This window comes from Fibrivirga algicola (genome assembly GCF_011742925.1).
GTDB classification, from domain to species: domain Bacteria; phylum Bacteroidota; class Bacteroidia; order Cytophagales; family Spirosomataceae; genus Fibrella; species Fibrella algicola.
On record NZ_WAEL01000003.1, the window covers coordinates 442,523 to 457,639 of the forward strand.

At 52.9% G+C, this 15,117-nt stretch carries 11 protein-coding genes; 4 read left to right on the forward strand and 7 right to left on the reverse strand.

The genetic code is table 11. The annotated features are described in order from the left end of the window. Nucleotides 1-201: 201 nt before the first annotated feature. From F7231_RS10290 to F7231_RS10300, 3 genes are all read right to left on the reverse strand, one after another. A complete protein-coding gene (locus tag F7231_RS10290) occupies nt 202-2,682 on the reverse strand; it encodes an OmpA family protein (RefSeq protein WP_166691815.1) in 2,481 nt (826 codons plus the stop codon). A gap of 95 nt (nt 2,683-2,777) precedes the next feature. Further along, the gene (locus F7231_RS10295) at nt 2,778-4,547 is read right to left on the reverse strand and encodes a T9SS type B sorting domain-containing protein (RefSeq protein WP_166691816.1); all 1,770 of its coding nucleotides are present in this window, start codon (nt 4,545-4,547) and stop codon (nt 2,778-2,780) included. Nucleotides 4,548-4,787: 240 nt separating this feature from the next. Beyond that, nucleotides 4,788-5,975 (reverse strand): CaiB/BaiF CoA transferase family protein, encoded by a 1,188-nt coding sequence (locus tag F7231_RS10300; RefSeq protein WP_166691817.1) that lies wholly within the window; start codon nt 5,973-5,975, stop codon nt 4,788-4,790. Nucleotides 5,976-6,216: 241 nt separating this feature from the next. Here F7231_RS10300 and F7231_RS10305 point away from each other — a divergent pair, with 241 nt between their 5' ends. The 4 genes from F7231_RS10305 (at nt 6,217) to F7231_RS10320 (ending at nt 11,871) form a co-directional block, all read left to right on the forward strand. Next, nucleotides 6,217-7,032 carry a hypothetical protein gene (locus F7231_RS10305; protein ID WP_229369785.1) on the forward strand — a complete coding sequence of 272 codons (816 nt, stop codon included), beginning with the start codon at nt 6,217-6,219 and terminating at the stop codon, nt 7,030-7,032. 121 nt (nt 7,033-7,153) lie between these two features. Further along, nucleotides 7,154-7,420, forward strand: coding sequence for a hypothetical protein (locus tag F7231_RS10310; protein ID WP_085410977.1), 267 nt, complete (start codon nt 7,154-7,156; stop codon nt 7,418-7,420). Between the two features lie 300 nt (nt 7,421-7,720). Continuing rightward, nucleotides 7,721-10,594 (forward strand): carbamoyl-phosphate synthase large subunit, encoded by a 2,874-nt coding sequence (gene carB / locus F7231_RS10315; protein WP_166691818.1) that lies wholly within the window; start codon nt 7,721-7,723, stop codon nt 10,592-10,594. 869 nt (nt 10,595-11,463) lie between these two features. Beyond that, nucleotides 11,464-11,871, forward strand: coding sequence for a pyridoxamine 5'-phosphate oxidase family protein (locus F7231_RS10320; RefSeq protein ID WP_166691819.1), 408 nt, complete (start codon nt 11,464-11,466; stop codon nt 11,869-11,871). Nucleotides 11,872-12,132: 261 nt separating this feature from the next. Here F7231_RS10320 and F7231_RS10325 read toward each other — a convergent pair whose 3' ends face one another. The 4 genes from F7231_RS10325 to F7231_RS10340 form a co-directional block, all read right to left on the reverse strand. Continuing rightward, nucleotides 12,133-12,522, reverse strand: a complete 390-nt coding sequence (locus tag F7231_RS10325; protein WP_166691820.1) for a hypothetical protein — start codon at nt 12,520-12,522, stop codon at nt 12,133-12,135. A gap of 202 nt (nt 12,523-12,724) precedes the next feature. Then, on the reverse strand, nt 12,725-13,384 hold the full coding sequence (locus tag F7231_RS10330) for a DUF4145 domain-containing protein (RefSeq protein ID WP_166691821.1): 660 nt from the start codon (nt 13,382-13,384) through the stop codon (nt 12,725-12,727). A gap of 292 nt (nt 13,385-13,676) precedes the next feature. Then, complete coding sequence (locus F7231_RS10335; protein ID WP_166691822.1) at nt 13,677-14,675, reverse strand: NADP-dependent oxidoreductase; 999 nt, start codon at nt 14,673-14,675, stop codon at nt 13,677-13,679. Then, a complete protein-coding gene (locus F7231_RS10340) occupies nt 14,672-15,115 on the reverse strand; it encodes an organic hydroperoxide resistance protein (protein ID WP_166691823.1) in 444 nt (147 codons plus the stop codon). Before F7231_RS10340 ends, F7231_RS10335 begins: the two co-directional genes overlap by 4 nt. Nucleotides 15,116-15,117 lie beyond the last annotated feature (2 nt).

Sequence of the window (15,117 nt, forward strand, 5' to 3'; positions counted from 1 at the left end):
CAGTGCCCGGTACGTGCCCGCTCACTACAAGGCCTTTATCCGGTCAGCAATGCAACAGGGCCTTCTGGTGCCTTGTCCTATCACCTGGTTACCAGGTGATGCCGCGCTGACTTAACAAAGTGATGCCGCGAACACAGCGTAAAAATTGATTTTTACACGGTATTCGCGGCATCACTTTAGTTGACCCCTCTTCTCAGCGCCTTACTTGATAGCCAACACCTTGAACTCGGTTCGGCGGTTGCGCTGGTGCTCGTTTTCGGTACAGATTACGCCATCGGTGCAGTTGTTGACCAGCATGGATTCGCCGTAGCCCGTTGCCAGCATCCGTTTACGGCTGATACCTTTTGAGGCGAGATAATCGGCTACAGCCCGTGCCCGCCGCGTTGATAGCTCTTTGTTTGCACCGGCATCGCCGCGGCTGTCTGTATGTGAACGAATCTCGATCACCAGCGTCGGGTAACGCCGCATGGTGGCAACCATTTTGTTCAACTCTCGCGCCGCGTCGGGGCGGATGGTCGAATTACCAAGGTCGTAGTAAATATTGTCGATCGTAATTACATCGCCCACGTGCCACATCCGAACCATAGCAACCAGTTCTTTCGGCGTCGATTTTTTCTCCACCCGTTTCACCTTACTGGTGCTGGTTCCGTACATAGGTTTGCTGGCAGTAAGGGTATAGTCACAACCTTCCACGATATCGAATTCATACGTACCTGCCGCATCAGTTACGGCCGACTGGGTCTTGCCGTTACAGTCGTTTTTTAATTTCATGATCACACCCTCGATGGGCGACCCGTCACGTTCGCCCAGCACCACGCCCCGAATTCGGGAATTGACCAGCGGACGCTTCGGCTTCACGGCCTCGGTGTAGATTGTATCGATAACCAGCGTTGGTTTCGCCAGTGCCATTTCGAGGCGCAACGGCTGGTCGTCGGTAAGAGCCCGGGTAGACAAGCCAACTGTACTGCTGACGTAGCCGTCACGGGCGGCAGTGAATATATAATCGCTTTCGGCATCCAGACACAGACGCACGAATCCGTTTTTATCGCCCATCAACACTTGATCTGCCTGCCCTACGCGCTTTCCTTTCGCAGTAACCATAACGCTATCGATCGGTGCATCGGTAGTAACATCGAAGACACGGACGGTAAGGTCACGGCAGCCGAACAGCGAGCTCTCACGGGTAAATCGGAAAACGTCGTCGGAGCCGCTTCGGTTACTGCTGAAGTAACCTGTCAGCCGGGAGCCATCGGTAATAAGCCCGAAATCGTCGGCATTTGAGTTAATAGGCGCATCAATCGTTTCCACTGTTTTAACGACTGTGCCATCCATAGCGGCATAAAACACATCGAGCCCACCCAACCCGCGCCGTCCGTCAGACGAGAAGTAGAGATTACCGTTTTCGTCGGCAAACGGAAACAGCTCGTTGCCTTTTGTATTAATGCTTGGCCCCAGATTGACGGGTTCGCTCCAGCGGTTATTGACCCATCTCGACACATACAGGTCGGTACCGCCTATGCCACCCGGCATGTTTGACACAAAAAACAACAGTTGGTCGGGTGTACCGTCGCGGCCTTTGCACAGAGCAGGATGGCCCACCGCATAGTCATCACTGTTGAAAGGAAGTTCAGTTACATTGGCCCACGCCCCGTTGATTTGTCGCGCGGTGTACAATTTCAGCGTGTTGACGTTCTCCTCGCTGGTTTTAGCCTTGCCGTTATTGTAATTGTTACGCGTGAAGATGATCTGCGAGCCATCAGCTGTAAATGTTGCCGGACCTTCGTGGTACTTTGTATTGAGTGATTGCGAGAACTGCCGATCAGCATTCACGGTTTTTTTCGCGTAGCCGAGCCCCTGTGCCACATTAATTCCCCCTTCGAAGGTAGTAGCCGTGCGCGAATCATTGGCCGTTGGAGCCGTGTACTGGTCGCGCCCAAGAACAGTCCCGGATGAAGCTTTCGCCGCTGGTTTTTTCTTGACGTCTACAACCTCACCATCCGCATTGATACGCCGTTTAGCTGTAAGCAGCGACCGATTAGGTACGTAAACCAGATCAAGGTAACCACTTCCTCCCCCGCTACCGCTCGCTTCAATCGTTGATCCGCCTTTGCTGCCCGCCACGTAAACGAGCCCATCCAGGTAATACATCGGACTGAACTCTTCATTCGCCGTATTTAGGTTCAGGTCTTCAATCTGATACCGCACAGCTTCCCCACGCGCTCCGGCAGCGCCGCCACTAGCAGATGTAGGCACGGGAGCCAACCGGCGACTACGCTGCTTTTCATTTAACAGTTCGTACCGGTCGAATTGGTCCTGGGCCTCTTTGAATTTGCCGTTACTGGCCAGTGTTTTCGCGTAGAGTAGCACCATAGCCGGCGATTCCTGGCCGGGTGTCAGACCGGCCTGCCACTCCCGAAACATTCGTTCAGCTTTTACATTGTCGCCCACAGCCCTGTAGGCCTGCGCCAACGACGATTGCGCACTACTTCGTTGTACCGCCGCCAGTTTAGGGTTACTCAATAATTGCGTGTATAAATCAATTGCGCGCCCGTAGGCTTTGTAACTCAGCATCCGGTCGGCCTGAATAAGCAGCGAATCGGGTGGTTGTTGATCTGGTCCGGCCACAGCTAACCCGGAAACCAGCAATAGCAGAAAAATAAGTAAATTAGAAAACCGTCTCATAAATACTAGTGCGGTGGATATTTCGTGCCTAAACGTGGTTGTGAGGCTCCCACGAGAGATAACGAGTTTGTCTAATGATTTAGTTGGATATACACTTATCGGGCTATAGTTAAAAATTTTACGTACTCACGGCCATCGCTGATTCGTACTACATAAAAGTAAGTACCATCGGGCAAACCCTGATTTCCGGCCGCCCGAATTCCCTGATTCGCCTGGCCTTCCCAATCGTTCTTATAATTGGAATCGGCATACACCTTGTACCCCCAGCGATTGAACACCTCCAGATCGACCGTAGCTGTTGCTGGCACACCCTGAATCACAAATCGGTCATTGATCCCGTCTCCGTTTGGCGAGAAACCTTCCGGAATAAACACGGTTCCTTCGGGCGTTACAGGTTGCTTTATTATCACATTGGTACTGTCTGTCCGGGGAGTGGTGCTGGATTGCGACACAACAACGGCAAGTTTAGCAGCCCCCGCTACGCAAGGCCCTACCCCATCAGGGTCGGGGGTGGTGATCGAAAACGTAACCAGCCCCGTCTGTCGATCGGTTTCAGAAGCCACATAGCGGGGCTGCAGGGTTTGCTGGCCGGTAAACAGCCCCGTTCCCGAGCAAGACCAGGCAGCAGGCAGTTGACCACTTGTCGTGACCACACCCCGCACGCGGGCTTTCAGGCAAACCAACCCCCGATTCAGATCCAGCGAATCAAGCGAAAGGCTAACCGCCGGTGGATTACTCAGGCAGGGCGCAATCCCGTTTGCACAGGCCGTTATCACTACCGACACGGCGACCGGTTGGCTCAGACAACCCGAAAACGTACGCGCCGACAGGTAGTACGTGCCCGCCAGTACCGCACCCGGCGTGGCCACTTCCGGTGCGTCGGGCGCAGGGCCGGTTCGGAATTCATAGACTTGCGACGCCTGAAACACACCGTCAATGGCTTTGGCCAGATCGGCGGTCAGAAAAGGGCAGGCATTTTGTAGCGTCGTTTGGGAAAGCTTCGTTACCTGACCGGGTCGAACCACGATGGTTAGCGCCGATGAACTGTCGCTCTGGCAGGTACCCACCCGGCAAACAGCCCGGAGGCGCAGCGTCTGATGAGCAATCAGCGTTCGGTCAGCGCCCAGACCACCGTCTGACCAACGTACCTGACCGGCGCAATAGCCCGCATTCAGTTGAACCGACTGCCCCGCGCATACGTCACCATCGCCCGAGAGCCTGATCAGTGCGGGCACAGCAGGCGTAGCAACGCCAACCACCAGCGGAAGCGATGGCGCGCTAGTACATCCGTTTTTCGTACAGGTCGCCTGAAAAATTGTAGGTTGCAAAACCCGCGCCGTGGGGCTATACCCCGACAGCGAAGCATCGGTCCATTGAACGGTACCACTACAATTAGCGGCCGTCAGCGAAACTACGTCGCCGGTGCAGACCACCGTGTTTTCGGCCGTCACGACCGGGGCTTCCGGCGTCCCTACTGTGACAGTATATGCTTCAGCAAAGCAGCTGACACAGCCATCGGGCAGGCGGCAAATGGCGGTGTACCGGGTCGTTTGGTAGGGCGTCACACGAATAGACGATCCCCGCTCGCCCGTCGACCAGACAACGGTTCCCAGGCAACCGGTAGCCGTTAGCGCGATGGTCTCACCCCGACAGACGCTGGTGCGTTCACCGTTCACGATGGGTGGCCCAGGCGGCTGGCACGTCTGCGAAACAGGCCTGGTAACGTTCGGCACCTCTCCAGCCAATACCGTTGTTGCCAGGCCGATCAGGCCCAGTAGCGCACATCCAATACCCTTTACTGTATACGTTTTCACCAAGTCTACTGATAACTTACACTTATACTGGCTACTGTAACTAAATTTCATGCCAAGCTCGTTTTACGCAAGTGCTATACGTTTCCAGGCAGTCATACGCTCAAATCAACTGTCTTTCGCTTTGTTAACAGGAACCGCATCCAGGGCTTCTTATTGGGCTGTCAAGTCGTCACAAATCATGCCAGATGGTTCATACATAGTGTAAGTACTTATGAATAGCCACCGCCCAACAACCAACTCACCAGGCAACCAATCACTGAGTATATTTAATCACAAGCTCCGGTAGACTCATCATCCGCTAATGCACGCAGCAAGAACCGAGTCGGTATCGGCACCTAGCTGCGGGGCGGGCCCGGACGGATGAGCGGGGGTTGCCGAAAACTTGATGGGCACCCCCACGCCTGCTAGGGTACCGGCTACCGGATGCTGCTCTTCCACGATCATTTGCCGGGCCTGTATGTGTGGGTCATCAGCCAGTTGGTCGAGTGTCAGCACGGGGGTAATCAGCAGGTCATGATCGGTGCCTATCTGCACCCATTCCGCCTGGGTACGTTCGGCCAACAATGCCTGAATCTGCTTTTTGCACTGGTCGACTTTCTCGGGCGCCTGCGGTACCATAAAACCCAGCCAGTCGGGCCGGTCAACGAGCGTACAGAATTTTTGCCAGAACTTGGGCTCCAACGTACCCAGTGCCACGTAGCGGGGAGTCACATCACCTGTTTCCGGATCGGCTTCATCGCGGCAACGATACACACCGTAGTTGGGTTGCCCGCCCGAGAGTGGCATGCGCCCGCGCTCAGGTACGTGGCCCGTACCGACAAACAGCGCATGAGCGACCGACAACAAGGGCATCACACAATCGGTCATCGATACGTCGACGTGCTGCCCTTCGCCAGTTTGCTGCCGGGCATACACCGCCGCCAGAGTAGCCATGACACAGCCATACGACCCACCCGCAATGTCGGCCAGTTGTACACCGGGGATCACCGGTACCTGGTCGGCTTCACCGCTCAGACTGAGTACGCCCGACAGCCCAAGGTAGTTGAGGTCATGCCCGGCCAGGTGCGCATATGGACCCGTTTGCCCGTAGCCTGTCACCGATACATAAATGATGCGGGGATTACGGCTGCGGGCGGTAGTATAACCAAGTCCGAGGCGATCGAGATGACCAGGGCGAAACTGCTCGACCAGCACGTCGGCGGTTTCAATGAGTTTCAAGAAAGTTTCGCGGCCTTCGTCGGTGCTATAGTCGAGGAGTACACTCTTCTTCGACCGGTTATAGGCCAGGTAATTCACTGATTCGCCATTGCTATACGGTGGAAAGAGCCTGACATAATCGGGACTGGCCGGCTGTTCTATTTTGATGACTTCAGCACCCATGTCGGCCATCAACATAGTACCGAGCGGGCCGGGTAGCAACCGTGTAAGGTCAAGGATGCGTAAGCCACGCAGGGGGCCGGTAACGGAAGTTGATGACATATAGGCAAATCACGCTAGTCAATTTGTTCGGACCCGCCAGCGGCAAGGTGGTCACATGCTTTACGCTGCTTTTCGCGTCATCGCCACATCCGCTTATGCTGATTCTATAATCTTAGCGTGGTTATTTTTCACTAAAAAACGACCACTAATTAAATAACCATTTAATAGAAACTAACTAAGTCTATTTCTTCGTCTAGGCTGTACCCGTCACTCGGCGGGCCCCCACCGAACAGACTATTTCATGAAAGAACGTTTATTGCTCGTTGCTTTATTACTCAGTACCAGTTCGACTCACTCGCTCGCTCAACTACCTAACCTACGTTTGTCGACAGTTCCGAAGAAAAGCTCCTTTTATTTTTCCTGGGGATACAACCACGAGGCTTACTCACGAAGCACTATCCGGTTCCGAAACACGACAACTGATAACTACGACTTCACGATCGTAGACGCGCATGCGCACGAATCGCCCGACATGGCCGATTTCTGGCGAATCACGTACCTGACCATTCCGCAGTATCAGATGAATGGCGGCTACTTCTTCAACAACAAGAATGGCTGGGGCATTGAGCTGTCTTGGGACCACCTTAAATACACGGTTGACGATTACCAGACGGTTCGCCTTCAGGGAAACATCCGGGGGCGTACCATTGACAAAGACACGCTGCTGACACCCTCATTTCTACACCTGCAACACACAAACGGCAATAATTACCTAATGATCAATGCCGTGAAAAAGTGGCCCGTCTGGCAGGGCAAGCACCTTTCGCTCGACGCCATTACCAAAGCCGGTGTGGGGCCGCTTATCTCGGTTACGATTTCAACGATCCTGGGCAGTTCAGATAGCAAGGGTCATTTCCGCCCGCAAGGCTGGGTGGCGGGTACGTCGGCGGGGCTAAAACTCACGATCTACAACCGTCTCTTCGTTCAGGGCGACGGCCAATTGGCATTTGCCAACTACACCGGGGCCGAAATCGGAGCCGACCGCGTTGGCCGTGCTACGCACCACTTTTTCTCTTACGCTTATATGTATCGTGTGGGCATGAATTTTCCGCTGTAAATAGCTGGTGAGCATAAACAGCGCCATGCGTTCCCTGCTCCCCTACCAGGTTCTGAATTAGTGTAAACAAACGCCGGGTTGAGTCGTTATAAGCCTATTTAATCACTAGACTTCTATACCCATGGCTACCAACAAAACAACGGACCAACCAGGGTCGAACGACAAACAGCCGCACGACGAACGTACCCGCAACAACGAAGCGCACGACACGAGCTTTACCCGCCCCAACGGCGAGCGGACTATGCAGGAATCGAACAAGACCAAGCAAGGGCCCGAAGACGATCACAACCCGGAAACAAACGGTAAGTCGACTGCCGACCTAGCCGAGGAGCGGGGCGGTCATGGGCACTCAGGCCACAGCAGCAGCCGCAATGGCAGCCGCTCGTAAGAGTGGCTTCGCTAGCCTCATCCTATCAGTCAACGGTGTTCCAAGGCATAAACCTGGAACACCGTTTTTTTATAAACAGGAACCATCGGCTCCAGCCTACATACCTGACAAACATTAGCAAACAGCGGTTCTATTCCATAGATACCAATGTCTTTACCTGGAATTTAATGAAGGGTATCGTTGGTTTGCCTGCCTGTAGCCCGTACTTTTGCGGGATTTTTGCCCATACCCTTCTGGGGTAATCGGTCAGAATCGGCTCGTTGTTGTCCATCGTCCCATCTGTTCTTTTTCGGCCCAATCATGCCAAAAAATTCCTCAATACGCTCGGTTCTTATCATTGGCTCAGGCCCCATCGTTATCGGTCAGGCCTGCGAATTCGATTATGCCGGGTCACAGGCGGCCCGCTCCATTCGTGAAGAAGGCATCGAGGTAGCACTGATCAACTCCAACCCGGCTACGATCATGACTGACCCGATCAACGCCGATCATGTGTATCTGCTGCCGCTGGAGAAAAAGTCAATCGTCGAGATTCTGGAGAAACACCGGGCCATGGGTCGCCCTATCGATGCGGTACTGCCGACGATGGGTGGCCAGACGGCTCTGAATCTGGCCATCGACTGTGACAAGGCCGGTATCTGGGCGAAATATGACGTAAAGATCATCGGTGTTGACATCAAGGCGATCGAAACCACCGAAGACCGCGAGAAATTCCGGTTACTGATGCTTGAACTGGGCGCGGGTGTCTGCAAAGGCCGCACCGCCCGGTCATTCCTGGAAGGCAAAGAAATTGCCCAGGAGATTGGCTTTCCGCTCGTTATTCGTCCGTCGTTCACCCTTGGTGGCACCGGCGGCGGATTCGTGAACGTAGCTGAAGACTTCGACAAAGCCCTAACGGCTGGCCTGCACGCCTCGCCTGTGCATGAGGTACTGGTGGAGCAGAGCGTAATGGGCTGGAAAGAGTACGAACTCGAACTGCTGCGCGACGGCAACGGGAACTTCATCATCATCTGCTCGATCGAGAACTTCGACCCGATGGGCATCCACACCGGCGACTCCATTACGGTAGCCCCGGCCATGACCCTGCCCGACACGCTCTACCAAAAAATGCGCGACCTGTCGATTCGGGTAATGAACGGTATCGGGCAGTTTGCAGGTGGCTGTAACATTCAGTTCTCGGTTAATCCCGAAACCGACGATATCATTGTGATCGAAGTGAACCCACGCGTGAGCCGGTCGTCGGCCCTGGCGTCGAAAGCAACGGGCTACCCCATCGCCAAAATTTCGGCGAAGATGGCTGTTGGGTATAACCTCGATGAATTGATCAACCCAATCACGGGCACCACGTCGGCCTTCTTCGAACCGGCCATCGACTACGTGATCGTGAAGGTACCGCGCTGGAACTTCGATAAGTTCCCGGGGGCCGACCGGTCGCTGGGCTTGCAGATGAAATCGGTAGGCGAAGCCATGGGTATTGGCCGGAATTTCCAGGAAGCCCTGCAAAAAGCCTGTCAGTCGCTCGAAATTCGCCGCAACGGCCTTGGTGCCGACGGACGTGAGCTGTCTGATATCACGGCGTTGAAGCAAAGCCTGGAGCATCCAAGCTGGAACCGCTTGTTCCACATTTACGATGCGTTCAAGGCGGGTATGTCGTTCAGCACCATTCGCAAGCTGACCCGGATTGACCCCTGGTTCCTGCATCAGATCGAAGAACTGATTGAACTGGAGCGCGAAATTGAGAAATACGACCTCGACGACCTGCCACCCGAACTGCTGCGCACCGCCAAGCAGAAAGGCTACGCCGACCGTCAGCTGGCGCATATTCTCCAGGTACGTGAAAGCAAGATTTACCAGTATCGGCAGGACCACAATATCCGGCGGGTGTTTAAATGCGTAGACACCTGCGCGGCCGAGTTCGAGGCCAAAACCCCGTACTACTACTCGACCTTCAACAACCAGTTGCCCATCACCCTCGACCGGCCCGAACCCGTTTCGGATCTGCCCGGTAACGAGTCTATCCGGTCTGACCGAAAAAAGGTCGTGATCCTAGGATCAGGCCCAAACCGGATCGGTCAGGGCATCGAGTTTGATTACTCGTGTGTTCACGGCGTACTGGCCGCGAAGGAAGCGGGTTACGAGACGATCATGATCAACTGTAACCCTGAAACCGTTTCGACTGACCCCGATATTGCCGACAAGCTGTATTTCGAGCCGGTATTCTGGGAGCACGTCCACGCGATCATCATGCACGAGCAGCCTGAGGGTGTGATTGTGCAGTTGGGTGGCCAGACGGCACTGAAAATGGCCGAGAAACTGACCCGCTATGGCATCAAGATCATCGGTACCAGCTGGGATGCCCTCGACCTGGCCGAAGACCGGGGCCGGTTCTCTAGCCTGTTGCACGACCTCGACATTCCGTATCCGAAGTTCGGTACTGTACGCGAGTCAGAAGCGGCTATCGAGCTGTCACGTGATCTGGGCTTCCCGTTGCTGGTTCGCCCAAGCTATGTGTTGGGTGGTCAGAGCATGAAGATCGTGATCAACGAAACGGAGCTGGAGCAGCACGTGATGAAGATCCTGAGCGATATTCCCGACAATAACATCCTGCTCGACCACTTCCTCGAAAACGCGATCGAAGCCGAATCGGACGCGATCTGCGACGGTGAAAACGTGTACATCATCGGCGTAATGGAGCATATCGAACCGGCGGGTATCCACTCGGGCGACTCGTATGCCCTGCTGCCTACCTTTGACCTGAGCGAAAACGTGATTCGGCAGATTGAAGAGTACACGAAGAAGATTGCCGTGGCGCTGCAAACGAAAGGACTGATCAACATTCAGTTCGCCATCAAAGACGAGAAGGTATACGTGATCGAGGCCAACCCACGCGCCAGCCGCACGGTGCCGTTCATCTGCAAAGCCTACCAGGAGCCGTATGTGAATTACGCCACGAAAGTAATGCTGGGCGCCAAGGTAACCGACTTCACGTTCAACCCTGTGAAGAAGGGGTACGCCATCAAGATTCCAGTGTTCTCGTTCAGCAAATTCCCGAATGTGAATAAGGAGTTAGGCCCCGAAATGAAATCGACTGGCGAAGGCATTTACTTTATCGATGACCTCACCGACGATTTCTTCCAGAAAGTCTACGCCGAGCGCAATCTGTATTTGAGCCGGTAGAGCTTTTTAATGGGAAACTAAAATGGGCCAACGTACCTGAGTTATCTGGGTACGTTGGCCCATTTTAGTTTTAGCTACATTGCCGCTACCAGTACTGCTAACCGCTGATTACAGGACATAATCAGCGGCTAGTGTTTTCCAGACAAATCAATGAGCAAACCAGCGAAGTTCATTAACGATGTATATCAGGGGCTCTATTATTATTGTATAAAGTACGAGTCAGTGGAAACGGCTAGAAGTCTTCTGAATTTACGGTTAGCAGTAACTTTTTACCTTTACTACTTCAGCCTCATACTACTGCTAATTACCCTGAAAGTCAGGATTTATGGACCGTTCAAACCTACTTACTTAGAGGCTTTTGTTGTAACGTCTGGATTATACTTTCTCCTGTATCGGTATGTTATAAAACCGTCTGTTGTTGTCTCTTCCTTTGACGATTTACCCGACGAAAGGAAGCGAAAAGCCAGGCTATGCCTTTGGACATTTGGGGGCAGTATAGCCTTCTTCATAGCCTCTTTCTCACTGACTTATTTTGTCTACAAGAAATAGTCATGCCAATTGCCTCCATGGTGAAGTTGCTGAATATGGCTAACGAGCGGAGGCGTCTATCGATGAGCCGGCCCTGCTAATCGACAACCTCACCGACAATTTCTTCCAAAAGAGCTACGCCAAGCGTAATTTGTAGTTGAGCCGGTAGGGCTTTTTAGTTGCCAAACCGATCGACCAACGTACCTAAATTAGTCGGGTACGTTGGCCGATTCTACTTTTAGCCGAGTTGAAAGGTAGGATAACTTTACCAATGACCTGTTTGTGGTAAAACCTTTCGAGCTTCACTGAGCTTATCTGTATTCACTGATAGCTCACACTTTATGTCTGCTCCTGCTAATCTTAGCCCTGAGGAATTTGATTCCATCAAGCGCAACATTGATCAAATACGCGTCGCCATGCTTACCACCCAGGATAAGGGCGGTCAGCTACGTACCCGGCCTATGGCTACTCACCAACTGGATGCCGATGGCACCATGTGGTTCTTCACCCACAACGACTCCAACAAGGTGAGTCATATCCGCCAGCAGCCCGCCGTAGCCCTCGGTTTCTCTAATCCCGAAACCCACGTGTCGGTAGCGACATCGGGACAGGCAGAGATCGTTACTGATCAGGATAAAGTCAACCAGTTGTGGACCGATTCACTACTGGACTGGTTTCCCGAAGGCAAAGACGATCCAAATATCGTTTTGCTCAAAGTGACCACAACCAGCGGCGAGTGCTGGGAATAAAGAAATCGGCCAACGTACCTGTATCATCTGGTTACGTTGGCCGATCTTGTTTTAGCCGCACTTCTCGACATTAACAGGGCGTATTTTCTTTTCACCTAACAGTTGGCTTTCTATCTAAAATAGAAGCAGCTAGATAGCACTTTAACTGTACATTTTCCAGCAGTGTCAGCTAACTCACAGTGTGTTATGTGATTGAAATTAGAAATAGGGGAACTGAATCTATTTTGAGTTTCCACTTGTAATTCAATTCGCTTTAGTAAGTCAAGGCGTATTGGTATAGATCAAATTTGTTTTCTTAAGAGAGCGAACAAAGGCTAACATTTGGTCATTGTCGGTAAATGAAACTGATTGACCATCACAATAGTAGACCCGCATCGCTAAGCCTCCGCTTCCCATTGCCATATCAGTATGGAAGACATCTTTATCATTGAATTTCTCCAAATAAATTGTCCCAATGTAGTTACCCGAATACGTTTTGGTAGTTCGATCTGCTTCGGCTTTTGTGATAATATCCCTTAACCAAGCGAGTTCTTTAGCAGGGTCTTTTACGCCACAGGTTAACACTCCTGACTCAGGTTCAGGGCTTGCCTGCTTAGTTTCACATTGGAGAGCGAGACAGATCAGTGCAGTGAGAGTAATAAGTTTATTCATAGCTTAGGAGATTCACGTTAACTTTCCTGATAGACCCTCACAAGCGGACAAACGTTGTAGCTGCTGTTGTATAAATGGTAATTATGTCAGTAGGTACTGAACGAACCGGCTAGATATAAAGCAAATGAGGGATTCCGTATGATTCGGCAACAGGTTCTGTTACCAGCTAACGTACCTGCGTTTGGCGAAGAGCTCCTCAACTTCACTCCGTCTTCACTGATTTGGCAGCGCCGTTCAAATTGACGCCAGCATGAGGTAGCGTAGCCGGTTTTGAATCCGATAGCTTTTCCATCTTGTCATGTAACTGCTGAATCCGGCCGGGGAGAATGAAAATGTACTCGATGAGGTCATCGAGCAGGTCGACCATAAGCGAGGCTGTTTCCTGGTTAGGCTCTTTTTCCAGTTCGAAGTGTGCACCAATGGTACCGCCTTTCCTGATCGCATCGGCCAGAGTTGAGATCGGCTTCGACAGATCGAGTTGGGTGAGCAATGCCCGTATCTGCGTAGGCAGGTTCTTGTTTTTGTGCTCTTCCGAAACGATGGATTTTGTGATGCCTTCCAGTACGCGCCGGCACAAAATAGTAGTGGCCGTCCATTCCTGCGCGTTCAGCACGTTGATGGTTGAAAAGTAAGCCCGTTTTAGCCCGTCTTCAATTTTGTTGGTTTCGGCAATCCCCGTAAGCGGCTGCCGGACATCGTCGCCGGGAGTGATGAACAACTGCCCCGTGCGAACGCCCCCCTTACCAGGGCTGGCATCAGTAAGCAGAATGAGCGTAGTGGTTTGCTGGCAGGCCGGGCAGTGTGCGCTGCAATGCTCAACTACATAGGTTTTGGGATTGTCCCACGGGAGCGACAAATTCACCTGGCGGCGGCAGTGCGGACACGTGGTATCAATAGACGTAGGTAGGTTGTAGTTGTCTTTAACTACTTGGACAACATAACACTGAGCTGGTATAGGTCTTAACATTCGACTGTAGAGGCTGAAGTAACAAGGCTGATTACGGTAAGCAGCAGCAATTTAACATATTTAAATCTATTGATTAAATAGCTTAACAAGCTAAAACCATGCCTAATTACGGCTACCTTCTACACGGGAAAGGCCAGCTCGTACTATACAAGCTGGCCTTTTTTAGATACTATACAGGTAAACGCCGCTACACTTCGACGATCATTTTACCAGTGTTTTGGCCCGAAAACAGGCCAAGTAGAGCTTCAGGTAATTTGTCAAACCCTTTAATGGTTGTTTCGGTATACCGGAGTTTACCTTCGCCAACCCACGCAGCCAGTTGCTTGATACCTTCGCCAAAACGCGCCTGGTAGTTACCGATCGTAAAGCCTTTCATCAGCACGCTACGGGTTAATAACATAGGCTGAATCCGGGGGCCCATCGGTACGTCGGTGGTGTTGTACAGGGCAATCTGACCGCAAAGAGGAATACGGGCGTGGAAGTTCAGGTGCTTGATCACCGCATCAGAAACGTCGCCACCTACATTATCGAAATATACATCTACGCCATTGGGACAGGCCTTGGCAATGGCCGCAGACAGGTCACCAGCGGTTTTGTAGTTCACCACCGCGTCGAAGCCGAACCCATCTTTCAGCAGGGCAATCTTATCGTCGGAACCGGCAATCCCTACTACTCGGGCACCTTTGATTTTAGCGATCTGCCCCACAATAATGCCCACAGCACCGGCCGCACCCGACACCACCACGGTTTCGCCGGGCTGCGGGTTACCGATGTCGAGCAGACCGAAATAGGCCGTCAGGCCGGGCATACCCAGAATACCGAGGTAATAACTGGCTGGCGCCAAGCTGGCGTCGATCTTTTTCAGCGACTTACCCGGCACCACCGCCCGCGTTGCCCACGGCAGGCTACCCGTCACCAGGTCGCCAGCGGCGATCCCATCGGTCAGACTCTCGACAACCCTGGCAACGGCCCCGCCAACCAGCGGCTGACCGACCTCGAACGGTGCAATGTATGATTTGCCTTCGTTCATCCGGCCCCGCATATAGGGGTCAACCGAGAAGTACGTGGGCTCGATCAGCACGTCGCCCGCCTGCAATTCAGGCAGCGTAACGACCTCTACGCTGAAGTTAGTCGCATCGGGCATCCCCTTGGGACGTGAGGCTAATAGGATCTGATGGTCGCTCATGCCGGTACTGCTGTGTCGTTGGTTGTTACGGTCAGCGCCACGTCGATGTTGCCGCGTGTTGCGTTTGAGTATGGGCAAACCTGATGGGCTTTCTGCACCAGTTCTTCAGCAACCGCCTGCTCAACGCCAGGTACGTTCACGTTAAGCGTCACGGCTAGGCCAAACCCGCCCGCATCCAGCTTACCAATGCTGACATCGGCGGTTACGGTGGTGATGCCGGTTTTCACTTTTGCCATCCGGGTAACCAGCCCTAAGGCACTGTCGAAACAGGCCGCATAGCCAGCGGCGAATAACTGCTCGGGATTGGTGTAGGCACCGCCCGCACCACCCATTTCGCGGGGCACGCGCACATCGAGATTCAGTACCTGATCAGATGACGTTACATGGCCATCGCGTCCGCCAGTGGCCGTAGCCTGTGCGGTGTAGATTGATTGAAACATGG